We start from the raw sequence: 26,342 nt of genomic DNA on the forward strand, positions 1-26,342 counted from the left end.
TCGAATCCACCCATTCTGGCCATGACCCCGGTGCTGGCCTCGCTGGAGATCTTCGACGAAGTGGGCATGAGCGCCCTGCGCGAAAAATCCCTGAAGCTCAGCGAGACCCTGCTGCAGTGGCTGGACGACCGTCTGGCCGACACGGTGGAAGTCATCACGCCTAGGGACGAGAAACAGCGCGGCTGCCAGGTCTCCCTGCGCCTGAAACAGGGCGATGGACGCCGGATCTTCGAATCGCTGGAACGCAACGGGGTGATCTGTGACTGGCGTGAACCGGATGTCATCCGTGTTGCCCCGGTGCCCCTTTATAACCGCTTCGAGGACCTTTATCACTTCGTTGATCGACTGGAGCAGGCGATATTGATGGATAGAACCCTATGAGCAATGAAAAAATCATGATTGCCGGGGCCGGCTTGGCCGGCTCATTGATGGCGGTCTATCTGGCGCGGCGGGGCTTCGATGTGACGGTGTTCGAGAAGCGTCCGGACATGCGGCAGGAGACCATCTCGGCCGGGCGCTCCATCAACCTGGCGCTGGCCAATCGTGGCATCGCGGGCCTGGAAGGGGCCGGCGTGATGGACCGGGTCAATGATTTGCTCATCCCCATGGAAGGGCGAATGCTTCATGACGAGCAGGGCGGCCTGGATTTTCAGGCCTATGGCAAACGCCCGGAGGAAGTGATCTATTCCGTTTCCCGTGGGGAACTCAACAAGCGCCTGATGGACGCCGCCGAGGAAACAGGTCGGGTGCGCTTCCATTTCAACCAGGCCCTGGAATCGGTGGACTTTGAACAACGCCGCATTCACCTGATCGATGAACTAAGGGGCGAAAAGCAGGCCCTGGGCTGTGATCGCCTGATCGCCACCGATGGCGCCGGCTCGCCCACCCGCCAGGCCATGGAAGCCCATCTGGGAATGACGGTCAGCGAGGAATTGCTCGGCCACGGCTACAAGGAATTGAACATTCCGGGCACAGCGAACGGTGATTGGCAGATGGAGCGCGGCGCCCTGCATATCTGGCCCCGGGGCGGCTACATGCTGATTGCCTTACCGAACCTGGATGGCAGCTTCACCGTGACGCTGTTCCTCCCCCATAAGGGTGAACCGTCTTTCAACAGCCTGGGTAATGCCCCTGAAAAAATACGCTCGTTCTTCGAGAGCGAATTTTCCGATGCCACCAAGCTCATGCCCGATCTGCTTGATACCTATCTGGAGAATCCCCTGGGCAAACTCGGCACGGTGCGCAGCCCCCAATGGCGGGTGAATGACTTCGCCCTGTTGCTGGGTGACGCAGCCCATGCCATCGTACCCTTCCACGGCCAGGGCATGAACTGCGCCTTCGAAGATTGTCTGGAACTGGACCGTTGCCTGGACGAGTTTGAAGGCGACTGGACTCAAGCTTTCGCCGCCACCGAAGCGCGCCGCAAGCCCAATGCCAACGCCATTGCCGACATGGCCCTGGAAAACTACGTGGAAATGCGCGATTCCGTGCGCGACCCCAAGTTCAAGCTGCAAAGGGAACTGGGCTGGAAACTGGAAGAGCGACACCCCAATCGCTTCATTCCCCGCTACTCCATGGTGATGTTCCATCACCTGCCCTACGCCGAGGCGCAATCTCGAGGCCGGATTCAACAAACCATCCTGAATGAATTGACCGCCGATACAGACAGTCTGGAAGGGGTCGATATGAAGCATGCAGATGAATTGGTCCGTGAGCGCCTGAGCGAGACCTGACAGGGCAACGGCCGGCGCCCCCTGGTCGACCGAACTGAGTCCACTCCAGCGGGGCGGCGGCCTTGCCTGAGTTACCGGATTGGGCGGATCACCCCGCCTCTTCCAGCATCTGCCATTCAGGGAATGGGTCCGGCAGGGACTGCCATCCCTCGGGCCCCAGGGCCATCTCCTCATCGGTCAACAAACAGGCCTCAAGCCGAGCCCGAAAGGCAGCTTCATCCATGTGAATGCCGATGAACACCAACTCCTGGCGACGGTCGCCGTAGGGGCCATCAAATTGCTCACGAATGGCCGCGCGGTCCTCCGCATCGGCAGGCAGTGCTGAGTCAGGTGTCGCAGCCCACCACAAACCGGCGGCTTGATGCGTCAGGGCACTTCCAGCTTGAGACATCTCACCGACAAAATCCATTCTCGAGGCAAGCCAGAAGTACCCTTTCGAACGAACCACACTGCCCCAGTCAGAATGGAAGAGCTTGAAGAGGCGTTCCGGATGGAAAGGCCTTCGGGATCGGAGCACAAAGCTACTGATGCCGTATTCCTCGGTTTCCGGCACGTGTTCGCCGCGCATCTCCTTTGCCCAGCCAGGCATGTTCACGGCCCATTGGATATCAAACTTCCCTGTATCCATGATCTTTCCCAGGGGTACTCTTCCAAATTCGCTGTAGATGATTTCCGCCTCCGGATTCAGTGACATCACCAATGCCGTGACCAACTCACGATCCGCATCTTTTACCCTGTCTATCTTGTTGATCACCACCACATCGGCAAACTCGATCTGCTCCACCAATAGATCAACCACCGCCCGCTCATCCTCTTCCCCGGCAGATTCCCCCCGGTCCGCCAGAAAGTCAGTGGTGCTGTAATCCTTGATCAGGTTATCTGCATCGACAACGGTAACCATTGTGTCCAGTCGGGCAACGTCTGAAAGGCTGACACCATTCTCGTCGGCGAACTCAAAAGTGGCGGCCACCGGCATGGGTTCCGAGATGCCCGTTGATTCGATCAACAGATAATCGAAGCGACCCGACTCGGCCAACTCACGCACCTCTTTAAGGAGGTCATCCCGGAGGGTGCAACAAATGCATCCATTGCTCATTTCCACCAGTTGCTCATCCGTCCGGCTGAGATTGGCACTACCGTCACGAATCAGCCCTGCATCAATGTTCACTTCGCTCATGTCATTGACTATCACCGCCACCTTTTTCCCCTCACGGTTATGCAACACATGATTGAGCAGGGTGGTCTTTCCGGCACCCAGGAATCCGGACAGGACGGTGACGGGCAGACGGTTGTCGATGGTCTCAGTCATGGCGATACCTCAAATATTTATGCTGTTATAACGTATCTTTAATTAGCGAATTTGAGCGAACATTTACGCTGTACTTGATTCGGGAGCTTGAGTCGGCCGCGAAAAAGCCGCATTGGCGAACCGGCGGCCCAAGGACGGCTCCGTTCAGGGGCCACAGTTTCTGGTCAGGCGCTATCGCGACAGCTTGGGCATTGGCCGTGTATTTCCACCGTCTGACTGGTCACGGTGAAACCCTGCTTCTTTGCGTGCTTGCCCAGGGCCTCGGTGACCCCGGAAACAGCAATCTCCTCCACGTGACGACAGCCATCGCAAATCAGGAGCTGAAACTCATGGGTCCGCTCGGGGTGGCGGCAACCCACATAGGCATTTTCGCTCTCTATGCGGTGAACCAGACCCTGGGCGAGCAGAAAATCGAGGGCTCGATACACAGTCGGGGGCTTGGCACTGCCACCTTCCTGCCCCAGGCGATCCAATAGATCATAGGCCTTCATGGCTTCATGGCTTTCCCAGATCAGCTCCAGCACCCGCTTGCGAAGCGGAGTGAGGCGGGCGCCACGCTGGGCACAGACCCGCTCGGCGCTGCCGAGGGCCTCGCTGATACATTGCTCATGATCATGGGCGTGGGAAGCCATGCTTTCCTCCTGCAATTTGACACCAGACCATTGTGCCTCAAAATATTATCGTTACAATATAACACACTCATCATGCCCAGAGAATGCGCGCTGCCATGGATGCCGTAAGCCTCAATGACCTTCGCTGTTGGCAAGGGAATCGACCCCTTTTCGCCATCCCCCACTGGGCCCTGCCCCAGGGCGAATACGGCCTGATGAGCGGCCCTTCCGGCTGCGGCAAGACCAGCCTGCTGCATTGTATTGCCGGGCTGGACAGCCAGTTCAGCGGACAACTGTCCGTCAATGGGACCGCACTGTCGGAGCTTGGCCAGCGCGGTCGGGATCGCCTCAGGGGCGAGCATATCGGGCTGATTTTTCAGGACTTTCACCTGCTGGAAGGGCTCACCGTGGAAGATAACCTGCGTCTGGGCAGCTGGCTGGGTGGACGGGGGCAATCCAGAGCACATGCAATGGATTGGCTGGACCGTCTGGGGCTGTCTGATCAAGCCCGCCATTACCCCAATCAACTCAGCCAGGGGCAAAAACAGCGAGTAGCCATCGGCCGGGCATTGATCCATGCACCCAAGCTGATTCTGGCCGACGAACCCACCTCGGCCCTGGATGACCGGAATGCCGAATCGGTGCTGGCCTTGCTGTTCAGCGAGGCGGCCGGCCAGGGGGCCAGCCTGTTGGTGGCCAGCCACGACAATCGCATCCGAGACCAGTTCTCCCACCGCCTGGCCCTGGATGCCTATCTGGCCGAGCCCGCCAACAGGAGCGGCCAGACATGAACAGTTTCACACTGGCCCTGCGACAAGTCTGGCGGCGCCCCTTGCAGACTCTGATCAATGCCCTGGTCATGGGCCTGGGTGTGGGCATGGTGGTGTTGCTGCTGATCGGTCAGGAGCAACTTCGTGATCGCATGAGCCGAGATGCCCAGGGCATTGACCTGGTGGTGGGCCCGGCGGGTAGCCCCATGCAACTGATTCTCTCCAGTGTCTATCACCTGGACGTTCCCATCGGCAATCTCCCGCTGGACGCACGGGAACGGATCCATCAAGAGCGGGCCGTCGAACGAACCATCCCGCTGGCACTCGGTGACAATTATCATGGCTACCGGATCGTGGGGACGGAGCCCGCCTATGCCGAGCTCTACGAGGCCGAACTGCGTGAAGGCGGATTCTGGGCAGGCGATTTTCAAGCCGTGGTGGGCGCCGCCGCGGCAGAAGGCACCGGACTCGGTCTGGGCGACCAGTTCGAAGGGATGCATGGGCTTGGCGATGGCGGGCCGGTGCACGGCGAGCACCCCTATGAGGTTGTGGGCGTGCTGGAGCGAACAGGCAGCGTACTGGACCGATTGATTCTTACATCGGTGGAAAGCGTCTGGGCAGTCCACGACCACGGCCATGACAATGGACATGGCCATGTTGATGAGGATCAAGGTCATGAAGTCACTGCCATCCTCGTCCAGTACGCCTCGCCTATGGCTGCAGCCCGACTACCCCAGATGATTGATGGTGACACGCCATGGCAGGCCGCCCGACCGGCCCATGAGAGTGCCCGCCTGTTCGCCATGATGCGCCCGGTAGTGGACGGAATGGCCTGGTTCGCGGTCATTCTGGTGGGCGCTTCGCTGTTGGGCGTTGTCACGCTTCTTTATCAAAATCTGAGGGAACGTCGCTACGACCTGGCTGTCATGCGGGCCATGGGCGGGGGCCCCGGCTTGCTTTTCAGAATCACCCTGCTGGAAGGACTACTCATGGTCCTCGCCGGTCTGCTGACGGGGCTGGCGCTGGGCCATCTGGCTTGTGAGTTGCTGGGTGCATTCAGTGAGGCCGGACGGTCCATCGTTCTTACAGGCTGGTACTGGGCCGATGGGCAATGGTTGCTCACCGGGGGAATCCTGCTTGCCGGACTGCTGGTGGCTATCCTGCCCGCCTGGCTGGCCAGCCGGATCAATGTCGCCAATACCTTGAGACGTGGATATTAAATGGATAAGCGCCGGATTCTTGCCCTTGGCATTCTGGGCCTGACACTCACTCTAAGCACGCTACAGGCGATGGCCCAGCTCAGTGATGACGAGTTGGCCACCGAGCCACCGCCAGAGGACGCCACGTTCGATGATTATGCTCACCAGGTACCGACGACACCTGAAGGGGCGGTTTCCTGGGATTTATTGGGTAGCGTGGAAGATGAGATCGAAGTCATTGATGGCAGGAGTCATCTGCGGCCGATTTTCCCCGCTGCGGTCAAGGATATGAATGGAGAGACCATCCGCATCAAGGGCTTCATCTTCCCCATGCAGAACCAGGAGCGGATGGATGAGTTTCTCTTCACTGCCCTGCCCCCCAGTTGCCCCTACTGCCTGAATGCCGGCGCCGGTTACATCATTGAAACCCGGGCGAGGGACTCCATCCGCTTCACCTGGGATGCCGTTCTGCTGGAGGGTGAGCTGGAGGTACTGGAAGAAGACGAGTACGGCCTCTTCTATCGCCTGAATGATGCAAGGCGAGTCAGGGAATGAACAGGCTCGCGCAAAGACGCAAAGTCGCCAAGGCGCCAAGGCGCCAAGGAAAAGACGATTACTGTGTTGTTTTGGGATGAGCTTTTGGGAACCTCTGATTAATTTAAATTAATCAGAGGTTCCTTAGCTAGCCTTAATACGTTTTAGGCTGACGAAATCCAGATTATGCGGATTCTTCTCGTCGGCGGGGCGATGTTCCCGGCTGATTTCCTGCCATTCATCCACGGGCCATTCCGGGAAGCAGGTGTCCCCATCGATTTCCGCATCAATGAAAGTCAGTTCCATATGGGTGGCAAGAGGCAAGGCCTCCCGGTACAGCTGTCCCCCACCAATTAGCATTACGGTCTCGGTGCCGGCGAGCCTTTCCAGCGCTTCACTCAATGACGCAGCCGTCTCTGCCCCCTTGAACACGGCATTCTCCTGACGGGTCACGACAATGTTGCGGCGTTTCGGAAGGGCAAAGCCGATGGACTCGAAGGTCTTGCGCCCCATGACCACCGGATGGTTCAGCGTCACCCGTTTGAAATGGGCCAGATCTGCCGGCAGATGCCAGGGCATGCCACCCTCTTTGCCAATGACTCGATTGCGCGTCATCGCAGCCACCAGAACAATATCCATTCATATCCCCCTTGCTCAGAACAATTTGGCCATCGGCATTTAAGACGCATATTGTGACAGGCAGAACTGCCCGGCGCGACGCTTTGACCGGGACCGGGCTTTTCCTTAGAATCCAAGCCCTATTGCCATTGGGGAGTAGCCGCCCCGCTCCCACGGGGGCTCGCGTCAACAGACTTGGTCCACAGACCATGGCGCGGGCAGCCACCACGGCCTGGCAAGACCTTTGGCACTATTCTGCCCCGACAGGAGCCGGCGGCAGGGTGGTGTCATTGCGTCTGGATGCCGGCTCCCTGAAGGATTTCTCATGATCGAAGCTTTTTTCCTCAGTCTCGCCGCGGTCTCCCTGGCCGAATTGGGCGACCGAACGCAGCTCCTGGCCCTGTTGCTCGCCGTCAAGTTCCGCAAGCCCTGGGCCGTGCTCGGGGGCCTGGCCGTAGCCTCTATTGGTATTCATGGGCTCTCTGCCGGTGTAGGGATGAGCCTGGGCCAGTTCGTGGATGATCAGATTCTGGGCTGGATCGTCGGCGCCCTTTTCGTGGGCATGGGGATCTGGGTGCTGATCCCGGAACAGGTCCACACCGATGACCGCCCCCGGGAAACGGGGCGCGGGGCCTTCATCACCGCCATGGTGACCTTCTTCCTCATGGAGATTGGCGACAAGACCCAGCTGACCTCCATGGCCATGGCAGCCCATTTCGAGACCATCATCCCCGTCATGATGGGCGCGACCTTCGCCATGCTGCTGGTCAATGCACCCGTGATCTGGCTGGGACACAAGTTCGCTGACCGAATCCCCATGCGCACGGTGCGTGTGCTGGCGGCCCTGTTGTTCATTGCCATCGGCGCCTGGGTGCTCTGGGAAGCCGGATTCAATCAGGGCTGAAGCTGGCAGCGGATGAAGATAATCGCTAGGCTGCGAGGCTAACTGCCCAAGGGAGCCAGAACGAATCATGGCATTGTGGATTGCATTGCTGCTGGGGATCATCCAGGGCCTGTTCATGTTCATCCCGGTGAGTTCAACGGCTCACCTGGTGATCGCCCAGCACTGGCTGATCGGTGCCGGCCATGAACTGCCGGCACCTGACAGCGCCGAGATGATCCTCTTCGACCTGGTGGTGCATGTGGGCACCCTGGTCTCCATCGTGATGGTCTTCTGGCACAGCCTGATCGAGTTCGTGCGGCGCATTCTCAGCGACACTTGGCAGTGGCTGAGTGACCGGGGCCACGCTCCCTGGCACTATCTCTTCCTGCGCCTGTTCCTACTCTGTCTTTTCTCGGTCCTGGTCACCGGCATCATTGGCCTGAGCTTCAAGTTCTTCTTCGAGCGTTTCTTCGCCAATCCCCTGCTGGTGGCCGGCACATTGACCCTGACCGGCGTTCTGCTTTGGTGGACAGACCGCCTGCGTCATCTTCCCATTGGCCTGAAAAAGATTCGCCTGGGCACTGCGGCCTGGATTGGCCTTGCCCAGGGCCTGTCCCTGGTGCCGGGCCTGAGCCGCAGCGGCATGACCATCACCTTTGCACTGCTCGCCGGGGTCAAGCGCCGTTGGGCGGCCCAGTACAGCTTCTTCCTGGCCATCCCCACCATCATGGCCGCCACGCTGGTTCAGAGCGTTGAAGTGGTCACCGGTGATGGCCTCAATGGCATGAGCCTCACCGCCCTCGGGGTGGGCTTTGTGACCGCCGCCGTGGTCGGGATAGCGGCCTTGAAGCTGGTCCTCGCCCTCCTCTACCGTGCCCGCCTTCGGGTCTTCTCCTTCTATCTCTGGCTCCTGGCCGCGGCGGTTCTGTTCGGTTTTATCGACGCCGGGACGTTCTAGCCCCCTGGCATTATCCGCAGTTCTAAAAAAAGCCCGGCACAAAGGCCGGGCTTTTTTTTCGCCAGCTGGGTCAGGCAGCTAGACCGACAAGCCAAGAACCGCAGCGGCGATGAAGAAGTACATCGCAATCCCCGCCAGGTCCGCGATCGAAGTGATCAAGGGGGCACTGGCAGTGGCCGGATCCAGGTTGAGGCGCGTCAGCACGAAGGGCAGCAGCATGCCCACCAGGGAACCCACAACAACCACACCAATCATCCCCAAGGCGATGACCATGGAAACATCCAGGGCCATTTCGGTGCGCCAGAAGAAGGCCACCAGGAAAACGGCCACGGCCATGGCGGTACCGAGGGCAGCTGCGACACCCAGCTCCTTGCCGAAGAGCTTGAGCCAGTCTCGCATCTTCACGTCACCGGTCGCCAGGGCTCGAACCATGAGCGTGGCCGACTGGGTGCCGGCATTGCCACCACTATCCACTACCAGGGGCAGGAAGGTCATCAGCACGAACAGACCCTCAATCGCTTCTTCATAGGCACCGATGATCTCACCGGCGAACATGTTGACGAAGACCAGGATGAGCAACCAGCCGATCCGCTTCTGGAACAACAACCAGGGGCTGGCCTGGTTGAGGTTCAGATTGAGCACCCCAACGGAACCCATCTTATGGAAGTCCTCGGTGCTCTCGGCTTCTGCCACGTCCAGGACGTCATCGACGGTGACAATACCCACCAGGCGGCCTCTGTCATCCGCCACCGGCAAGGCCTCGATATCGTAGTGCTGAATCTTCTGGACTGCCTCTTCCCGGTCCTCGGTAACGGTTACACTGACCACAGTGTCTTCCATGATCTGCTCAACCTTCTCCTCGGGCTTGCCGAGAATGAAGCGCTTGAGCTCAATCATGTCGAGGAGCTGGCCATTGTCATCGGTGACATAGATGACGTTGACGGTTTCGCCTTCTTCGCTCTGCTGGCGCACATGCTCCATGGCCTGAGCAATGCTCCATTCCGGGCGCACGGCAACGAAGTGGGGCGTCATCAGACGACCGACGGATTCTTCCGGATACCCCAGCAGGCGCAGCGCCTGCTTCACATCCCTGGGCGGCAACAGACGCAGAAGATTGCGCATATCCTCCTCGGGCAGACGCTCCAGAAACGCCGTCCGATCATCTGCAGCCATGTTCTGGAGGATGAAGCGGCCTTCTTCCTGACTCAATGCATCCAGCAGTCGAATCTGATCATTGTGTTCCAGATAGGCAAACACTTCAGCCCAGAGTGGCCGATCCAGGGCCTTGAAGATGGGCGTCTGGGTTTCCTCGTCCAGCTCGGAGAGAACATAGCTCACATCCTGGATATGCTGGTCTTCCAGCAGGCTTTTGACTTCAGCCCACTTCTCCTGGGCAATCAGTTCGCGCACTTCGATAAGAAGATCTTTGTTTTCTTCCATTTTTCACCTCCCGCCAATGGGGAGGGAAGCGGTCAGGCCGCTTCCCTGTTTCGTTGTTCTGTAATCGACTTAAAATTCCCAGGCAAAACCCAAGGTCACCCAGTCATCATCACTGTCATCCAGGTTCCAGCCATAACTCAGGTCGAGGACACCATCGGTCTGACCCAGGGCAAAGCGGAAGCCAGTCTGGGCGAAGGTGTCGTCTTCCGTGCTGTCCAGCACCTCGGCGATCCACTCGACACCGCCACCAATGGCCAGCTGAGAGCCAACCCCATAAAATCCGCTGGTTTCATCTTCATCACCGGCTTGATCCTGCAGGACACCAAGATTGACATGAACAATCCAGTTGCCATCCGCCAGGGGGAAGGAAAACGGCACATAGGCGAACACTTCCTCGATCGAAGCGGAATCATCAAAGGCAGAGCCCACGACCAGACCAAGGCCGAAACTGTCACCGGCTTCAAAATCCCGCCACAGGTACTTGCCTTCAATTCCAAAGGCATTTTTACGGTCAGACCCAACAGAAACGCTTTCTATTACCCCGGTCAGCTCCAGACCGTTGGACAAGGTATAGGCGGGTTGGATCGCCAAGGCATCGGCGGAGTCGCCGAAATCCTCATACCAGGCTTCGAGCCCGGCAGTCTGGGTCGGGAATACAGCGGCATCATCCACCAGCCAGTGGCCACCGGAGGCCTGGGCGGTGAAAGGGGTCATGAGGGCAGCACCAATTGCTGCGCCAGGAATCATTTGCTTGCGCACTTCTCTCTCCTGTTTTCAGGCAGGCAGTTACGGTTCCCTGAAGTTCCCGATAACTGGCAGGCACAGGATTGCAAACAGTGCTCAGGAAATCTGCACGCACAAAGCCTAGCATCGCCCTGTTGCATTTGCATGGACACGACGAACCACGACGCCCTGGGCGATCTGTTTGCAATTGAGAGAAACGGGCTGGCGATGAATCTGGCGAGATCGGCGGCAGCCGATAATGATTCGCGATGGGATTCACGCTAGACCGCTTCGCATTGAAGCTGCGAAGCGGTCAGCAGGAAGGAATTTCCAGTGAGACGGCCTCGCGGCTTCAGCTTGTCCTGCCCGTCATCGGGCATCTACTGCTAACGTCCAACTGGGGGTTCCTCCTTTCTATTTGAAGATGGTGGCGAATTATACGAGTACGGCACCTTCTGTCAACTGCTTTCTTGGCCGGCAGGTTACACCCTCAGACCGCGACCGGCGCCTTAATGTGCGGGTGGGGGTCGTAGTCCAGAATCTCAAAATCCTCGAATCGGTAATCAAACAGACTCCCGGGACGCCGCTTGATGTTCAGGCGAGGCAAGGGTCGCGGCGCCCGAATGAGCTGCTTGTCCGCCTGCTCCAGGTGATTAAGGTAGAGATGGCAATCACCGCCGGTCCAGATGAAATCCCCGACATCCAGATCCAGCTGCTGGGCCATCATGTGAACCAGAATGGAATAGGACGCGATATTGAAGGGCAGACCAAGGAAAATATCCGCACTGCGCTGATAGAGCTGGCAGGACAGTTTGCCGTCCGCCACGTAAAACTGGAAAAAGGCATGGCAAGGGGCCAGGGCCATTTGATCCAGTTGGCCCACATTCCAGGCGGAGACAATCATGCGACGAGAGTCCGGCGTGGTCCCAAGCTGCTCCATCACCCGCTGAATCTGGTCGATGGCCTGCCCGTCGGCGGTCGGCCAGGACCGCCACTGATAACCGTAAACCGGTCCCAGGTCACCGTTTTCGTCCGCCCATTCATTCCAGATGCGGACATTGTTTTCCTGCAGGTAGCGGATATTGGTGTCACCGCTGAGAAACCACAGGAGCTCATGGATGATGGAGCGGAAATGCAACTTCTTGGTGGTCACGGCCGGGAAACCCTGAGCCAGGTCAAAGCGCATCTGGTGGCCGAACACGCTCAGGGTGCCCGTACCGGTGCGGTCTTCCTTGCGGTGGCCGTGCTCCCGCACATGTCGCATCAGGTCGAGATAGGCCTTCATTTCGCCATCGCCTCCCGATCCGCCTGAGTCGGGGGGTAGCCCCGGTTCCGCTGGGACAGGGTAATCAGCACCACGCCAACGAGTATCAGAGGCAGAGAGAGAAGCTGCCCCATGGTGAGCCAATCCCAGGCGATATAGCCAATATGCTCATCCGGCATGCGCACGAATTCCACCAGGAAACGGAATGCCCCGTAGAGCAGGGCAAACAGGCCCGAGATCAGCATTCTGGGTCTGGGGCGGGCAGACACCCAGAACAGGACCACGAATAGCACCAGACCTTCCAGAGCCGCCTGATAAAGCTGGGAGGGATGCCGGGCCACGCCATTGACGATCATGCCGAAGGGTCCGTCGGTGGGCCTGCCCCAGAGTTCGCTGTTGATGAAGTTGCCGATCCGGCCCAGACCAAGGCCGATGGGTACCACCGGCGCGACGAAATCCACCACATCCCAGAAATGGCGCTTCTGGCGGCGAGCAAAGAGCCAGCCCGCAAACAGCACACCCAGCAGGCCGCCGTGAAAGCTCATGCCACCCTGCCAGATCTGCAGGACCAGCAGGGGGTCGTCGATATAGGCGCCCAGATTGTAAAAGAGGATATAACCCACTCGACCGCCGACAATCACCCCAAGAACCACGTAGAAGGTGAGATCAGCCAGGTCATTGCTGTCCCAGCCCACATCCGGTCGACGCAGGCGTCGCCCAAGCAGCCACCAGGCCGCGAGCACACCGATCACGTACATCAGGCCATACCAATGAATAGCCATGGGGCCCAACTCAATGGCGACCGGGTTGATATCCGGGTAATGCATGTAACTCCCCTTCCGGGATGACCAGGACAAGTGGGGCAGTTTACCGGATCGCAATTGAGGGCGGAAAGGCCGCGGGTGTTAGAATTGGCGCCCATTCCACCCCCGGTAGGAGAAATTCACCATGTCCCACCCGCATTTGCGCCTGAAGAAAAATGAGGACCGCCGTCTGCGGGCCGGCCATGCCTGGATATTCAGCAATGAGGTGGACAGCGAGGCCGGGCGGATTACGGATTTTGAAGCCGGGCAACTGGCCAATGTGCTTGGCCAGGGCGGCAAGCCGCTTGGGACGGCCTATATGAACCCCAACTCCCTGATCTGCGGGCGCATGATCAGCCGCCAGTCCGACGTGGCCCTGGACAAGTCCCTGATCAAGCACCGGCTCAATATTGCCTCGGGCCTGCGTGAGCGACTTTACGGTGACGGCGCCTGCCGACTGGTCTTCGGCGAGGCGGACGGCCTGCCGGGCCTGGTGGTGGAACGCTTCGGCCGGGTCTATGCCATTCAACTCAGTACCGCCGGCATGGACGTCCGTCAGGGAGAAATACTGCAGGCCATTGAGGAGAACTTTGCTCCCGAGGCGGTGGTGCTGCGCAACGACAACCCGGTGCGGCAATTGGAGAATCTGGGAGTTGAAGCGCCCCGGCTTATTGCGGGCGAGCTGCCGCAAACCCTGGAAATCGAAGAAGCCGGCCTGCGATTCGGCATTGATCCTCTGGCGGGACAGAAGACCGGCTGGTTCTTCGACCAGCGCCCCATGCGGGAACGCCTGGCCCACCATGTGCAGCCGGGCGCCCGTGTGCTTGACCTCTACAGTTATCTGGGCGCCTGGGGGCTGCGCGCTGCCCATGCCGGGGCCGGGGACGTACTCTGTGTCGACAGCTCCGCCGAGGCCCTTGCGGGGGTAGAGGCCAATGCCGAGCGCAACGGCTTGACGGTGGAGACTCAACAGGGGGATGTGATGGCGGTGCTCAAGGACCTGCGCCAGGCCGGAGAGAAGTTCGACATCGTGATTGCCGACCCACCCGCTCTGATCAAACGGCGCAAGGACGTCAAACAGGGCAGGAAGGCCTATCGTCAGCTCAATCAGGCGGCATTGCAGGTGCTGGCAAAAGACGGGCTGCTGGTGTCAGCATCCTGCTCTGCCCACATGGCCCGGGATGAGCTCATCCGCACCGTCCAGGCCTCGGCCCGGCATCTGGATCGCTCCGCCCAGTTACTGGAAATCGGCGGCCAGGGCCCCGACCACCCCGTCCACCCGGCCATTCCGGAGACCGCCTATCTAAAGACGGCCTTTTTCCGGGTGCTGCCGAGCTGGTAAGTCGATTGGCGAGCATTGAGTGCTGAGTACCGAGGGGGGCCCTCTACTCTCACTCCTAACCCTTCAACGCTCCCGACGGACCCATTCGCCATCTTCGCGCTGAATTTCCTCGGTGGGCCAGAAGTGTTTGTCCAGCTTCAGGGTCACCACATCGGTGGTGCCGTCCCAGTCTTCCAGGCGCAGGCGGATAGGACTGCGATGTTCACGACCGGCGACCTGCTCGAGGAACTCATCCAGATCGCTCACTGACTGGCCATCCACCTCAATAATGCGCCGCCCCGGGTTGAGGCCGTAGCGACTGGCCGGGGAGCCATAACTGAAATTGGAGACAAAAACACCGCGCCGCGGGATGCCACGCTGAGCCGCCATGGCCCGGTGGGGCTCGTGGAGAACCGCACCGGCCCAGTGAATCACCCGCTCCACGCCGCGCCCGTCCATGCGCTGCGTGGGCACGGTCAGCTCCTTGACCTCACCGTTGCGCAAGATGCTCAGGTCCACTGTTTCCGCCTGACTGGCCTGATTAAGGCGACGGAAGTCATTCACCGGCGTGCCATTGACCGCCAACAGGAGATCCCCGGACTCCAGGTAATCCTCGGCCGGGGCACCGGCCACGATACGTTCTACGGAGAGCACCCCACGGGGACGGTCGTCGAGATCGGCCAGGCGACTGGCCCAGGCCTCGGGCAGCCCCAGCTTGCGGGCGCTGGACATGGGCATGAGCAGGAACTCCACCTCCAGGGAATGGATCCCCTCGCCATTTCGGTAGCGGGCCAGCATGTCTTGTATGACTTCGGCCGGAATGCCCTTGAAAGCATCGCCCCGCGCCCCCTGCTTGCCATAGTTGCTCCACAGCGCCTGTACCCGGCCATGTCGGTCGGCCAGTACACCGCCGACATCGGACGGCGCATTGACCACGGACAGCGTCTCCAGGTTCACGTCTCTGAAGCGGAAGCTGGAAGACAGGGACAGGCGCAGGGGGTCCAGGCCGCTGGCTTCGGTGCGCCTGGAGACCAGTGACTGATCAGGTCGCTTGCCAACCACCCAGACATCATCGCCTGATCCGGGCAGGCGGGGGTTGAAAGTCACCGGCCGCACTTCACTGCCCACCAACAGGGCGGAATCGTATTGAACCAGGGCCAGGTTGTTGAGCGGGTGCAGGAAGACCACCTCCCCCGGCACCTCGAGGGAACTGGCGAAGGTCAATCGCAGATCGCCCATGCGGCTTGGAACCGCGGCGCGATCCGTCAGTACCAGACCCTGGGCCGCATCCACGACAATACCGGTCCCGGTAAAACCGACACCATCCATGCCCTCCACCCGGAAAGGCATGTCGAACTCTACCCAGACCATGGAGCGGGATAGACGCTGGGCCCGGGCATCACCATAGTCACCGAAGCGGACACTGCCGGGCTTGATCTCATTGCGAGCCGGGGCGGCGGCCAATTCCTCGCAGGGCCAGCGGCCCGTGCCACTTTCCATTCGGCAATCCCGGGCCGGGAACCAGGTCCGGTCCACCGTCAGGGTGGCCAACACCTCGCGATAGGGCTCATCGATTCGGGTATAGCGAACCGGGACCCGGGCACCATCGGACAGGCCCTCGAACACCTGCCTGAACTCATCCAGCGTTTCGGTGGTTTCTCCATCCAGTGAACGGATAATGGCCCCACGGGGCACGCCGGAACGGCCCATCATGAAACCGGTGGAGGCCACATACACCGCCCCTGGTGGACGATTGAAATGGCGGGCCTGCTGATACGACAGGGGGTTCAGAACGGCGCCCCCCACCTCCAGATAGCGATCCGGCGTAATGGCCATGAGATCACCCACGGTGACATCCACCTGGCGGGTCTCATCACCACGACGAATATCCAGCTGCAAGCTCTTGCCGACACTGTCATCGAGGATTTCCGCCAGCGGTACGAAGCTGGCCACCATCTCGCCGTTGATCCGGAGCAGGATGTCGCCGGGCTGGAGCAGATCATTGGCCGGGCCGCCGTCGACTACCCGGTCCACCACCAGCATGCCGTTGTAATCCGGGAAATTGAGGCGGGCGGCAGTCTCTTCCACTTCATCCAGCCCCAGGCGCCGCAATTCGTCGTAGGACTGGCGGACAAAGGTGGTCTGCAGGGTCCCCCGCGTGACATCTTCCCCATTGCGCAGCCTGTCCAGCACGCGAATGGCCCTTTGCAGCGGCAGGAAATAGCTGGAACTGGCATCCATGCGCCCGGCGGCATTCAGGGCCAGGGCACGGCCCTGAATGTCAATCACCGGCGAGCCGGAGGAGCCGCCACTGGTGCCGGAGGCGGCCTGGAAATAGAAGGTGTTGAAATCGTTGTAACGGCCGCGGCCGTAATTGGGCGCATCCCGGTCCAGGCGGGCCAGGGTCCCGGCCAGGATGGAAAGACGCTCACCGGCATCGTTACCCACTACCCGAATATCCTGTCCCACGGCGGCCGCTTCCGGCGCCAGGGGAATACTGACCGGATCAATATGGCGAAGGTCTTCGGGATCGTAGCGAAAGAAGCCAAAATCATGGACGGGGTCTCGATAGACCGGGGTCAGGTCCACCTCTTCCGCGTTCTGAAAGACCGCCTCGGCCACCACCGGTCCAGGATAGACCACGTGGCGGTTGGTGAGAATCAGCCCCTTCTCCGCATCCACCACGAAACCGGTGGCCTCGGTGGTGTTTTCCCACTCGGTATCAAAGGGACGCGGCGCATCCACCCGAATCTGCACCACGGCAGGGGCAATGCGGTCCAGGGTCTCCGACCAACTGGGCTCGGCCATCGTCTGTGAGGCCCAGAGCAAGACCGAGGCGCACACAAGCGCCGCAAGCCCGCCCTGAAGACGCCGGGATCCGCTCAACTGCTCAGTCAAAGCTGTAGCCGAAGGCCTGCTTGAACCCGGCCCTGAAATCCTTGGCAGTGAAATGGTGATTCTGTGTGCCATGTTGGGCAACCTTGATTGACCCCATCATCGATGCGATTCGGCCAGTTGTCAGCCAGTCCAGTTCATTCATCATGCCGTACACCAGGCCGGCGCGGTAGGCGTCACCGCAACCGGTCGGGTCGTTAACCACTGCCGGTCGTACGGCTTCCACCTCGTGACAGTCGCCGTTGGCAAAGATCAGTGACCCCTGGGCACCCCGGGTGACCACCAGAGCCTCCACCCGCTGGGCCAACTGGCTGCGATCCAGCCCCGTACGTTCTTCGAGCATGCCACACTCGTAATCGTTCACTGCCACCCAGCGAGCCTGGTCGATAAAGGCCAGAAGCTCCTCGCCGTCAAACATGGGCAGCCCCTGCCCCGGGTCGAAGAGGAAGGGGATGCCGGCCTGGGCGAATTCCCGGGCATGCTGCAACATGCCGTCGCGACCATCGGGGGCAACCACTCCGAGGCTGATTCCCGCATCACGGGGAACGGATTGCTGGTGGGAATGGTTCATGGCACCGGGATGGAATGCGGTGATCTGATTATCATCCATATCGGTGGTGATATAGGCCTGGGCCGTGTACTCACCCTCGACCTGCTGGACGTAGCGGCTGTCGATGCCGTGCTGTTCCAGCCAGGCATCATAAGGGCCGAAATCCGTGCCCACAGTGGCCATGGGAATACCCTTCCCGCCCAGCAGCTTGAGGTTGTAGGCGATATTGCCCGCCGTGCCACCGAACTCGCGTCTCAAGTCCGGCACCAGAAAGGCCACATTCAGCATGTGCACCCGATCAGGCATGATCTGATCCTTGAATCGACCATTGAAGACCATGATGGTGTCGTAGGCATAAGAACCGCAGATCAATGCCGTCATCAGATATCTCCCAGTTATATTTTGCGGCGCTCCGATAGCTTGCGCTGCGTTCAATCCTTGCTTACGCAAAAACGCCAAGGCACAAAGGCGACAACTGCTTCCCTTGTGACCTTGGCGTCTTTACAGCCAATAGTGTTCAGGCGGCGTTGGCCTTGCGCCAGGCCAGGTCCAGCTCCTTGGCCGCCTTGACGTCATCCAGGCGCTTCACCGGCAGGGTGTAGGGAGCGCCCTTCACGGTCTGAGGCTCGGTCTCTGCCTCGCGCTTGATGGCGGCCATGGCCTCGACAAAACCGTCCAGCTCCTCCTTGGGCTCGCTCTCGGTGGGCTCGATGAGCAGACACTCGGGCACCAGCAGGGGGAAGTACATGGTCGGCGCATGGAAGCCGAAATCCAGCAAGCGCTTGGCGTAGTCGGTGGCGATCACGCCCGTTTCCTTGGCCTGGCGCTTCAAGGTCACGATGAACTCGTGACTGGCCCGACGCTCCGGATAGGCCAGGTCGAAACCGGCCTCACGCAGCTTCACCATCAGGTAATTGGCATTGAGGGTGGCGTACTCGCCCACCCGCTGCATGCCGGAACGACCCAGCAGCCGGGCATAGATGTAGGCCCGCAGCAGCACACCGGCATTGCCCATGAAGGCGGACAGACGGCCAATGCTGTTGGGCAGCTCGTCCTTGTTGCTCCAGCGGAAACCGTCACCGTCCTTCATGACGATGGGGCCGGGCATGAAGGGTTTCAGGCGCTTGGAGACACCAATGGCGCCACTGCCCGGACCACCGCCACCGTGGGGAGTGGAGAAGGTCTTGTGCAGGTTCATGTGGATGACGTCAAAGCCCATGTCACCCGGGCGCACCTTGCCGAGGATGGCATTGAGGTTGGCGCCATCGTAGTAAAGCAGGCCGCCGGCCTCGTGAACGATCTTCGACATCTCTTCGATCTTGCGATCGAAGACACCCACGGTGGAGGGATTGGTGAGCATGATGCCGGCAGTCTTCGGACCGACCACGGCACGCAGGGCTTCCAGGTCCACATCCCCGTCCTTGCCGGTGGGGATCTCGCGCACCTTGCAGCCGCACATCACGGCGGTGGCCGGGTTGGTGCCATGGGCGGCATCGGGGACGATGATCTCGTCACGCTCATGATCACCACGGGACTCGTGATAGGCCTTGATCATGGCCACGCCGGCAAACTCACCCTGGGCGCCGGCCATGGGAGTCAGGGAAACCCCGGCCATGCCGGTGACTTCCTGAAGGATGTCCTGCAGCTCGTACATGCATTCCAGAAAACCCTGGCCATGATCCACCGGTCCAAGGGGATGTCGGGCCAGAAAGCCGGGCAGCATGGCGAGCGTGTTACAGGCCCGCGGGTTGTACTTCATGGTGCAGGAGCCCAGAGGATAGAAATTCGTGTCAATGGAGAAGTTCTTCTGGGACAGACGGGTGTAATGACGCACCACCTGCAACTCGGACACCGCCGGCAGCTCGGGGGGCGCCTTGCGTCGGAACTGTTCGGGAATGTCATCAAAGGCCGGCTTCTCGGCGGGGGCCTGGGCGTAGGCCCGGCGACCCTGACGGGCATGTTCGAAAATCAGCATAGTCGTCTGCTTCCAGTTCTCATTGACCGGCCGGTGCATGGCACCGGCCCTGTTGTTCCACGATGGTGATTAGCCCAGTACTTTCAGGGCTGCTTCGTAATCCGGTTCCTGGGCGATTTCCGGCACCAGTTCGGCATGCAGAACCTTGTCGTTCTCATCCAGAACCACGACCGCGCGAGCGGTCAGACCCTCACTGGGGCCATCCGTCATCAGCACGCCATAATCCTGACCGAAATCCTTGTTACGCATCATCGACAGAGTGATGACGTTGTCCAGACTCTCGTCCTTGCAGAACTGACCGGAGGCAAAGGGCAAGTCACCGGAGATCATCAACATGACCGTATCCGGATGCTCGGCGGCGAATTGATTGAACTTGCGTGTTGACTCCGCGCAAATGCCAGTGGCGAGACTGATGAAGATGTTCAACACTTTCTTCTTGCCGGCAAAATTCTTCAGGCTGCGATCGGAAAAGTCACCGGCCACCAGCCGGAAATCCGGTGCCGTGCTACCCACCGCCGGCAAATCGCCGGCGGTATGAATTTTCTTGCCCTGCAGAGTAATCGTAGCCATGCCACTGCCTCCTGGGTCTTGTTGCTCTTGCGGAGAAATCAGGCGGCCTTCACCGATGCCAGTACGTCGCTCATGGCATCACGGTAGGCGCGAATGTCGTCCTCGGTCTTGGTTTCGGTGGCACAGACCAGCACGGCCTCACCCAGCTCCGGGTACCAGTCCTTGAGGGACAGGCCACCGAGGATGTCACGCTCGGCCAGGGCGGCCAGCACCTTCTCGGCCGGGCGATCCAGGCGGATGGCGGCCTCATGGAAGAAGGGGCCGTCGAAGACCGGTTCAACACCATCCAGCTCACAGAGGGCATCCACCAATTGACGGGTGCGCTGATGGCTGGTGGCGGCCACGCGGGCCAGGCCCTCGGCCCCCAGCAGCGCCATGTAGATGGTCGCCGCAGTGACCATCAGACCCTGGTTGGTACAGATGTTGGAGGTGGCCTTGGAACGGCGGATATGCTGTTCCCGAGGCTGCAGGGTCAGGGCAAAGCCCTCCTTGCCCTCCTCGTCCACGGTGCGGCCAACAATACGACCAGGCATCTGGCGCACGATCTTCTGGCAGCAGCAGAGAATGCCGAAGTAGGGCCCGCCGGAGGACATGGGCACCCCAAGGGGCTGGCCCTCGCCCACCACGATATCGGCGCCCTGCTCCCCCCAGTTACCGGGTGGATCGATGATGGCCAGGCTGGTGGGGTTGATCACGCCGATCACCAGCGCGCCCTGGGCATGGGCCCAGTCGGTGATGGCGTTAACTTCTTCCAGCTTGCCGAAGAAGTTGGGCTGGGGAATAACCACGGCGGTGATGTCTTCTCCCTCAAAGCGCTTGAAACCATCCAGCAGCGTGGTGCCGGACTCGGCGCAATAGGGAATGTCCTCGAACGCCAGCTTCTGGCTGCCGGCAATGGCATCGGTCACGTCCCGGTAGAGGGGATGAACCGAGGTCGGCATCAGGACGCGGCGAGACTTGGACTTGCGATTGGCCCGCACCGCCATTAGACAGGCTTCCGCCAGACCGGAAGCACCGTCGTAGAGGGAGGCATTGGACACCTCCATGCCCGTCAGCTCGGTCATCATGGACTGGTATTCATAGATGAGCTGCAGGGTGCCCTGGCTGGCCTCGGCCTGGTAGGGCGTGTAGGCGGTGTAATACTCCCCTCGGGTGGTGATCTCCCATACCGCGGCCGGAATGTGATGCTCATAGGCACCGGCGCCGATGAAACAGGCTGGCTGGCCATCCCGGCCGGCCCGCTCATGCATCAACCGGGTGATGGCCATCTCGCTGAGCGACTCGGGCACCCCCGGCAGATCATGAATGCGCAGGTTCTCGGGAATTTCATCGAACAGAGTCTCAATGCTGTCAACGCCAATGGCGTCGAGCATTTCCTTGACTTCGTTCTCGGTATGGGGAATGAAAGGCATCGCCGTTATCCAGTTCTCGTCAGGTTAACAATCCGCTCGATAGCGAGGAGTGCAGACGGGTATCTCCGTCAGACATCCTCCTCTTCCAGCATTTTCTGATAGCCATCGACATCCAGCAGGGCATCCACATCCTCGGGCTTATCCGGACGCAGACGGAAAATCCAGCCCTCGCCGTAGGGGTCTTCGTTGACGTGCTCGGGCTCATCGGCCAGGGACTCGTGAGACTCGATCACTTCGCCGGCCACCGGTGAATAGACATCAGAGGCGGCCTTGACCGATTCCACCACCGCGCAGGCATCACCGGCACCGTAGCTTTCACCCACCTCCGGGGCCTCCACATAGACCAGATCCCCAAGCGCCGCCTGGGCGTGGTCGGTAATCCCCACGGTTAGGCTACCGTCATCTTCCACCCGCACCCATTCGTGGTTCTTGCTGTACTTTAGTTCCGCCGGGACATTGCTCATATCGCCTGTCTCCCTAGTTTGAGATGATTTTTCCGCCCTGATCCAAACGGCTCAGAGGGCGACTTTGATCTCGCCCTGCCGGACGAAAGGAGGCTTGACCACGCGGGCTGGCACCCTGCGCTTGCGAATCTCCACTTCCACGGTCTCGCCGCAATCCCCGGGCAACCGGGCCAGGCCGATGGAACGCTCCAGGGTGGGCGAATAACTGCCGCTGGTGGTCACGCCCTCGCCGGCGCCACAGACAATCGTCTGTCCGGCACGAAGGACGCCGCGGCCTTCCAGAATCAGACCCACGAATTTCTCGCTGGCGCCCTCGGCGCGGCGCTTTTCCAGCGCCTGACGGCCGATGAAGTCGCGCTCGGCCGGCTCCCAGGCCACCGTCCAGGCGAGACCGGATTCCAATGGCGTCACCGACTCATCCATGTCGCTGCCATAAAGGTTCAGACCCGCCTCCAGACGCAAGGTGTCACGGGCGCCCAGACCGACGGGCACCACGCCGGCCTCCATCAGGCCCTGCCACCAACGCTGGGCCTGTTCGGCGGGGATCACGATCTCGAAACCATCCTCGCCGGTGTAGCCGGTACGGGCAACAAAGACATCACCGAAGTCGCCACAGCCAAAGGGCTTGAGGGCCATCGCCGCCTCCCGATGCTCGCCGGGCAGCAGGGCTGCGGCCCGCTCCCGCGCGGCGGGGCCCTGGATGGCCAGCAGGGCGGTATCGGCCTGCTCAATCACCGTCACCCCGTCGAACCGCTCGGCATGACGCATGATCCAATTGAGATCCTTCTCCCGCGTGGCGGCATTGACCACCAGCCGATAACGACCTTCCTCCCGCCAGTAAGTGATCAGGTCATCAATAATGCCGCCCTGCTCATCCAGCATGCAGCCATAGATGGCCCGGCCGGGGCCCTTGAGCTTGGCCACATCATTGGCGAGCAGGTAGCGAAGAAAATCACGGGCGCCGGAACCCTCGACATCCACCACGGTCATGTGGGAAACATCGAAAACGCCGGCCTCCTGGCGTACCTTGTGGTGTTCTTCGATCTGGGAGCCATAATTGACCGGCATGTCCCAGCCGCCGAAATCCACCATGCGGGCACCCAGTGCCACATGCTGATCGTACAGGGGGGTTCTGTTGCCCATACGGGTCCTTGGTTATCCTTGGTTGGTCCGCGATTCGGTCGAGCCCCGGATTGGGCCCGGGAAGCGTGACATGATACCGGAAGGGACTGGCGGGCACCAACGCGAAACCCCGCCCCGCGCTACATTCCGAAACGGAATATGAGGAGCTGACTATGCGAGTTGTCTGGACCCTATTGTTCGCCGCCGGGCTGGCCATTGCCGCCGCCTGTGACGCCCCCGAGGAAGGGGTGCAGGAAAGCGAGCGGGACACAGCAAATGAAGGGGCCAATGCCTCGGAAGCCGCTGTTGCCGCCCTGCACGAGCTGTTTGACGAAGAGTGGGAACGGGGGCTGCGGGAAAATCCGACCATGGCGTCTGCCCAGGGTGACCGCCGCTACAATGCCGAATGGCCGGATTTGAGCGATGAGGCGCGGGCCGCCAGCCAGGCCGCCGACCGCGAGGTCCTGGCCCGGCTGGACGAGATCGACCGCAGCCTGTTGCCGGAAGAGGAACAGCTCAATTACGACCTCTTCCGCTACCAGTATGAAACCCGCGTCGATGGCCATCACTACGATCACCACCTGATCACTCTCAACCAGCGCGGCGGTATTCAGTCCGCCGATGACATGGTCAACCGCATCCCCATGAGTCGGCAGTCCGATTTCGAGGACTGGATTGACCGGATGCAGACCTTCGACGGCTACATGGACCAGACCATCGCCCTGCTGGCCGAGGGTATCGAGAGCGGCTGGACCCTGCCGCGCGTGATTGCCGAGCGCATTCCCCCGCAGATCGAGTCCCAACTGGTGGACAGTGCCGAGGAAAGCGGCTTTTTCACCCCCTTCGAGAACATGCCCGACCGCATCCCGGAGGAAGAGCAGGCGCGCCTGCGCGAACAGGCCATCGCCGCCATCAATGAGGTGGTTATCCCGGCCTATCACCGCTTTCATGACTTTTTCACCGAAGAGTATGTCCCTGGTGCCCGCGAGACCCTGGGGGCCCGCTATTTCCCCGATGGCGAGGACTACTACGCCTGGCGGGCCCAGCATTTCACCACCACTGAACTGACCCCGGAAGAAATTCATGAAATCGGGCTCAGCGAGGTCGAAAGAATTCGCGGCGAGATGTACGAGATCATTGAAGCGCTGGAATTCGAAGGGGACTTCGATGACTTTCTCCACTATCTGCGCACGGACGAGAAGTTCTACTACGAAGACCCCGACGAACTGCTCAAGCACTACCGGGCCGAGTCCAAGCGCATTGACGGCCTGATTCCGCCCTTCTTCAACACCATGCCGCGCATGCCCTACGGGGTCACGCCCATCCCGGACTCCATCGCCCCGGATACCACCACGGCCTACTACGCCCGGCCGGCGGCGGACGGCAGCCGCGCCGGTTTCTACTACGTCAATCTCTATCGCCCGGACACCCGGCCGATCTGGGAAATCCCGGCCTTGAGCGTGCATGAGGCGGTGCCCGGCCACCACTTCCAGATCGCCCTGGCCCAGGAAATCGAGGGCCTGCCCGCGTTCCGCCGCTACGGTGGTCCCACAGCCTTTGTGGAAGGCTGGGCCCTCTACACCGAGTGGCTGGCCCACGAGATGGGGGTCTATGAGACCCTTTACGATGAATTCGGTCAGCTCACCTACGAGATGTGGCGGGCCGTGCGCCTAGTCGTGGACACCGGCCTGCATGTCATGGACTGGACCCGGGACGAGGCCATCGACTTCTTCATGAGCAACGCCGCCCGCGCCGAGCACGACATCATCAACGAAATCGACCGCTACATCGCCTGGCCCGGTCAGGCCCTGGCCTACAAGATCGGCGAGCTCAGAATCCGCGAACTGCGGCAGCGTGCCGAGGAGGCCCTGGGCGAGGATTTCGACATTGCCCTGTTCCACGACACCGTGCTGCTCAACGGCGCCATCCCCCTGGATGTGCTGGAGCAGGTTGTGGATGATTGGATCGAAGAACAAACCTCATAACCCCAACCGTAGGAGCGAATTCGTTCGCGAGCGGATTGCCGCCCGTCGCGGATGAATCCGCTCCTACGGTGCTATCACCGACCCAATGACGCCCCAACCCCGAGACGAAAGCCAAGCCCTCAACACCCGTGCCGTGGTGGCCCTGGTCATCGCCATGGGCCTGGTGGGGGTCAGTTTTGGGGCCAGTGCGCCACTGGTGGCCTCGATTCTGGAAGAACGGGGCTTTTCCGAGTATTACACCGGGGCGGTCTCGGCCACCCTGTCGCTGGCGATTGCCCTGCTCAGCCCTTTCGCGGGCACCCTGGTGGCCCGCCTGGGGCCGCGCTGGATCACCTTGACCGGGATCATCCTGCAGGGGCTTTGCTTCTCGGCGCTGGGGCTTGCCCTGGCCTGGCATGAGCATTTGCTGTTCCCGGTGCGCTTTCTGCTCGGGCTGGCGGCCGCCTTTACTTTCATCGCCGCCGAAACCGCACTGCTGCGCGGGGTACAGCCCTATCAGCGCGGTCGCGCCATGGCCGCCTATGGCACTGTGCTCGGTCTCGGCTACGGGGGCGGGGTGCTGCTCTCGGCCCCGGCCTATGCCTGGTTCGGTCTCTGGTGTTTCGCCCTGGTGGGCCTGCTGGCGGTGATCGTGGCTCCGGTCTGTCGCTGGGGGCTGAAAAGCCTGCCCCGGCCGAAACCGGAAACCGACTCCAGCCGGCGGCGGGGCCGGCACCTGCGCTGGCGTCTGGTGATACTGGGGCTGTTCGGCGCGGTGATTTTCGGGGTCCTGGACAACGGCATGACCGGCATCTACCCGGTGGAGGGCCATCGCCTGGGTTTCGACCGCAGCCAGACCCTGAACATCGTCGGCGTGATGCTGATTGCCTCGGTCCTCGCCCAGCCGCTCTGTGGCGTGCTTGCCGACCGCATCGGCGCTCTGCGGGTGCTGGCCGGCCTGGGCCTGATCGGCCTGGCCGGCGCCATCACCACCGGCTGGCTGGCCTGGTCCGGCGCCGGTTACGGCCCCAACCTGCTCGGCTTCGCCATCGTCGGCCTGGCCGGCGGCGGCACCTACCCGGTCTGTCTCAAGCTGATCGGCGACCGCGTCCGCTCCGAGGCCCTGCCCAAGGCCAATGCCGCCTTCTCCGCAGCCTACGGCTGGGCCTCCCTGTTCGGGCCCATCGCCGGCGCCCTGATGATCGACATCGCCATGCGCACCGG

The 26,342-nt window shown here is 60.9% G+C and carries 24 protein-coding genes and 1 riboswitch; of the genes, 10 read left to right on the forward strand and 14 right to left on the reverse strand.

Annotated features, from left to right (window positions below; translation table 11 throughout):
* Together VCB98_RS11100 and VCB98_RS11105 are read left to right on the forward strand one after the other, a co-directional pair.
* Positions 1-381: kynureninase/PvdN C-terminal domain-containing protein (locus VCB98_RS11100; protein ID WP_445353999.1), on the forward strand; the 381-nt coding region annotated here is incomplete at its 5' end.
* On the forward strand, positions 378-1,733 hold the full coding sequence (locus VCB98_RS11105; protein ID WP_346052559.1) for an FAD-dependent oxidoreductase: 1,356 nt from the start codon (positions 378-380) through the stop codon (positions 1,731-1,733). The genes VCB98_RS11100 and VCB98_RS11105, both read left to right, overlap by 4 nt.
* 88 nt (positions 1,734-1,821) lie before the next feature.
* Here VCB98_RS11105 and zigA read toward each other — a convergent pair whose 3' ends face one another.
* Together zigA and VCB98_RS11115 are read right to left on the reverse strand one after the other, a co-directional pair.
* The gene (gene zigA / locus VCB98_RS11110) at positions 1,822-3,042 is read right to left on the reverse strand and encodes a zinc metallochaperone GTPase ZigA (protein ID WP_346052561.1); all 1,221 of its coding nucleotides are present in this window, start codon (positions 3,040-3,042) and stop codon (positions 1,822-1,824) included.
* 164 nt (positions 3,043-3,206) lie between these two features.
* Positions 3,207-3,674, reverse strand: a complete 468-nt coding sequence (locus tag VCB98_RS11115; protein ID WP_346052563.1) for a transcriptional repressor — start codon at positions 3,672-3,674, stop codon at positions 3,207-3,209.
* Positions 3,675-3,769: 95 nt separating this feature from the next.
* Here VCB98_RS11115 and VCB98_RS11120 point away from each other — a divergent pair, with 95 nt between their 5' ends.
* The 3 genes from VCB98_RS11120 to VCB98_RS11130 are packed head-to-tail and all read left to right on the forward strand — an operon-like array spanning position 3,770 to position 6,177.
* Complete coding sequence (locus VCB98_RS11120) at positions 3,770-4,444, forward strand: ABC transporter ATP-binding protein (RefSeq protein ID WP_346052565.1); 675 nt, start codon at positions 3,770-3,772, stop codon at positions 4,442-4,444.
* Positions 4,441-5,643, forward strand: coding sequence for an ABC transporter permease (locus VCB98_RS11125; RefSeq protein WP_346052567.1), 1,203 nt, complete (start codon positions 4,441-4,443; stop codon positions 5,641-5,643). Before VCB98_RS11120 ends, VCB98_RS11125 begins: the two co-directional genes overlap by 4 nt.
* Entirely contained in the window at positions 5,644-6,177 is a 534-nt protein-coding gene (locus VCB98_RS11130) for a hypothetical protein (protein ID WP_346052569.1), read from the forward strand. It abuts the gene before it with no gap.
* Positions 6,178-6,300: 123 nt separating this feature from the next.
* On the opposite strand, the gene folA is transcribed toward VCB98_RS11130, so the two are convergent.
* On the reverse strand, positions 6,301-6,795 hold the full coding sequence (gene folA, locus VCB98_RS11135) for a type 3 dihydrofolate reductase (RefSeq protein WP_346052571.1): 495 nt from the start codon (positions 6,793-6,795) through the stop codon (positions 6,301-6,303).
* A 118-nt stretch (positions 6,796-6,913) separates the two neighbouring features.
* Positions 6,914-7,095: riboswitch (yybP-ykoY riboswitch) on the forward strand.
* Between the two features lie 4 nt (positions 7,096-7,099).
* Between folA and VCB98_RS11140 the strand changes: the two genes are divergently transcribed.
* Together VCB98_RS11140 and VCB98_RS11145 are read left to right on the forward strand one after the other, a co-directional pair.
* Positions 7,100-7,678 carry a TMEM165/GDT1 family protein gene (locus tag VCB98_RS11140; protein WP_346052573.1) on the forward strand — a complete coding sequence of 193 codons (579 nt, stop codon included), beginning with the start codon at positions 7,100-7,102 and terminating at the stop codon, positions 7,676-7,678.
* A gap of 67 nt (positions 7,679-7,745) precedes the next feature.
* Positions 7,746-8,615, forward strand: a complete 870-nt coding sequence (locus VCB98_RS11145) for an undecaprenyl-diphosphate phosphatase (protein ID WP_346052574.1) — start codon at positions 7,746-7,748, stop codon at positions 8,613-8,615.
* A gap of 78 nt (positions 8,616-8,693) precedes the next feature.
* Here VCB98_RS11145 and mgtE read toward each other — a convergent pair whose 3' ends face one another.
* The 4 genes from mgtE to lgt form a co-directional block, all read right to left on the reverse strand.
* Positions 8,694-10,055 (reverse strand): magnesium transporter, encoded by a 1,362-nt coding sequence (gene mgtE / locus VCB98_RS11150; protein WP_346052576.1) that lies wholly within the window; start codon positions 10,053-10,055, stop codon positions 8,694-8,696.
* Positions 10,056-10,124: 69 nt separating this feature from the next.
* Complete coding sequence (locus VCB98_RS11155; RefSeq protein WP_346052578.1) at positions 10,125-10,814, reverse strand: PA4824 family protein; 690 nt, start codon at positions 10,812-10,814, stop codon at positions 10,125-10,127.
* 454 nt (positions 10,815-11,268) lie between these two features.
* Positions 11,269-12,063, reverse strand: a complete 795-nt coding sequence (gene thyA / locus VCB98_RS11160) for a thymidylate synthase (RefSeq protein ID WP_346052580.1) — start codon at positions 12,061-12,063, stop codon at positions 11,269-11,271.
* Positions 12,060-12,869 (reverse strand): prolipoprotein diacylglyceryl transferase, encoded by an 810-nt coding sequence (lgt, locus tag VCB98_RS11165; protein WP_346052581.1) that lies wholly within the window; start codon positions 12,867-12,869, stop codon positions 12,060-12,062. Before lgt ends, thyA begins: the two co-directional genes overlap by 4 nt.
* 121 nt (positions 12,870-12,990) lie before the next feature.
* Between lgt and VCB98_RS11170 the strand changes: the two genes are divergently transcribed.
* Positions 12,991-14,187, forward strand: a complete 1,197-nt coding sequence (locus VCB98_RS11170; RefSeq protein WP_346052583.1) for a class I SAM-dependent rRNA methyltransferase — start codon at positions 12,991-12,993, stop codon at positions 14,185-14,187.
* A 63-nt stretch (positions 14,188-14,250) separates the two neighbouring features.
* On the opposite strand, the gene VCB98_RS11175 is transcribed toward VCB98_RS11170, so the two are convergent.
* The 7 genes from VCB98_RS11175 to gcvT form a co-directional block, all read right to left on the reverse strand.
* Entirely contained in the window at positions 14,251-16,974 is a 2,724-nt protein-coding gene (locus VCB98_RS11175) for a trypsin-like peptidase domain-containing protein (RefSeq protein ID WP_346052584.1), read from the reverse strand.
* An 82-nt stretch (positions 16,975-17,056) separates the two neighbouring features.
* Positions 17,057-17,992 carry a carbohydrate kinase family protein gene (locus tag VCB98_RS11180; protein ID WP_346052585.1) on the reverse strand — a complete coding sequence of 312 codons (936 nt, stop codon included), beginning with the start codon at positions 17,990-17,992 and terminating at the stop codon, positions 17,057-17,059.
* Between the two features lie 136 nt (positions 17,993-18,128).
* The gene (gene gcvPB / locus VCB98_RS11185; RefSeq protein ID WP_346052587.1) at positions 18,129-19,625 is read right to left on the reverse strand and encodes an aminomethyl-transferring glycine dehydrogenase subunit GcvPB; all 1,497 of its coding nucleotides are present in this window, start codon (positions 19,623-19,625) and stop codon (positions 18,129-18,131) included.
* Between the two features lie 30 nt (positions 19,626-19,655).
* Complete coding sequence (tpx, locus tag VCB98_RS11190) at positions 19,656-20,156, reverse strand: thiol peroxidase (RefSeq protein WP_346052588.1); 501 nt, start codon at positions 20,154-20,156, stop codon at positions 19,656-19,658.
* Positions 20,157-20,194: 38 nt separating this feature from the next.
* Entirely contained in the window at positions 20,195-21,568 is a 1,374-nt protein-coding gene (gcvPA, locus tag VCB98_RS11195; RefSeq protein ID WP_346052589.1) for an aminomethyl-transferring glycine dehydrogenase subunit GcvPA, read from the reverse strand.
* A 68-nt stretch (positions 21,569-21,636) separates the two neighbouring features.
* On the reverse strand, positions 21,637-22,032 hold the full coding sequence (gcvH, locus tag VCB98_RS11200; RefSeq protein WP_346052591.1) for a glycine cleavage system protein GcvH: 396 nt from the start codon (positions 22,030-22,032) through the stop codon (positions 21,637-21,639).
* Between the two features lie 51 nt (positions 22,033-22,083).
* Positions 22,084-23,175 carry a glycine cleavage system aminomethyltransferase GcvT gene (gcvT, locus tag VCB98_RS11205; protein WP_346052593.1) on the reverse strand — a complete coding sequence of 364 codons (1,092 nt, stop codon included), beginning with the start codon at positions 23,173-23,175 and terminating at the stop codon, positions 22,084-22,086.
* Positions 23,176-23,327: 152 nt separating this feature from the next.
* Between gcvT and VCB98_RS11210 the strand changes: the two genes are divergently transcribed.
* Together VCB98_RS11210 and VCB98_RS11215 are read left to right on the forward strand one after the other, a co-directional pair.
* Positions 23,328-25,139: a DUF885 domain-containing protein gene (locus VCB98_RS11210; protein ID WP_346052594.1), complete on the forward strand. Its 1,812-nt coding sequence runs from the start codon at positions 23,328-23,330 to the stop codon at positions 25,137-25,139.
* Positions 25,140-25,224: 85 nt separating this feature from the next.
* Positions 25,225-26,342: MFS transporter (locus tag VCB98_RS11215; protein WP_346052596.1), on the forward strand; the 1,118-nt coding region annotated here is incomplete at its 3' end.

Origin of the sequence: Natronospira elongata, assembly GCF_034931365.1 — a bacterium.
GTDB classification, from domain to species: Bacteria; Pseudomonadota; Gammaproteobacteria; order Natronospirales; family Natronospiraceae; genus Natronospira; species Natronospira elongata.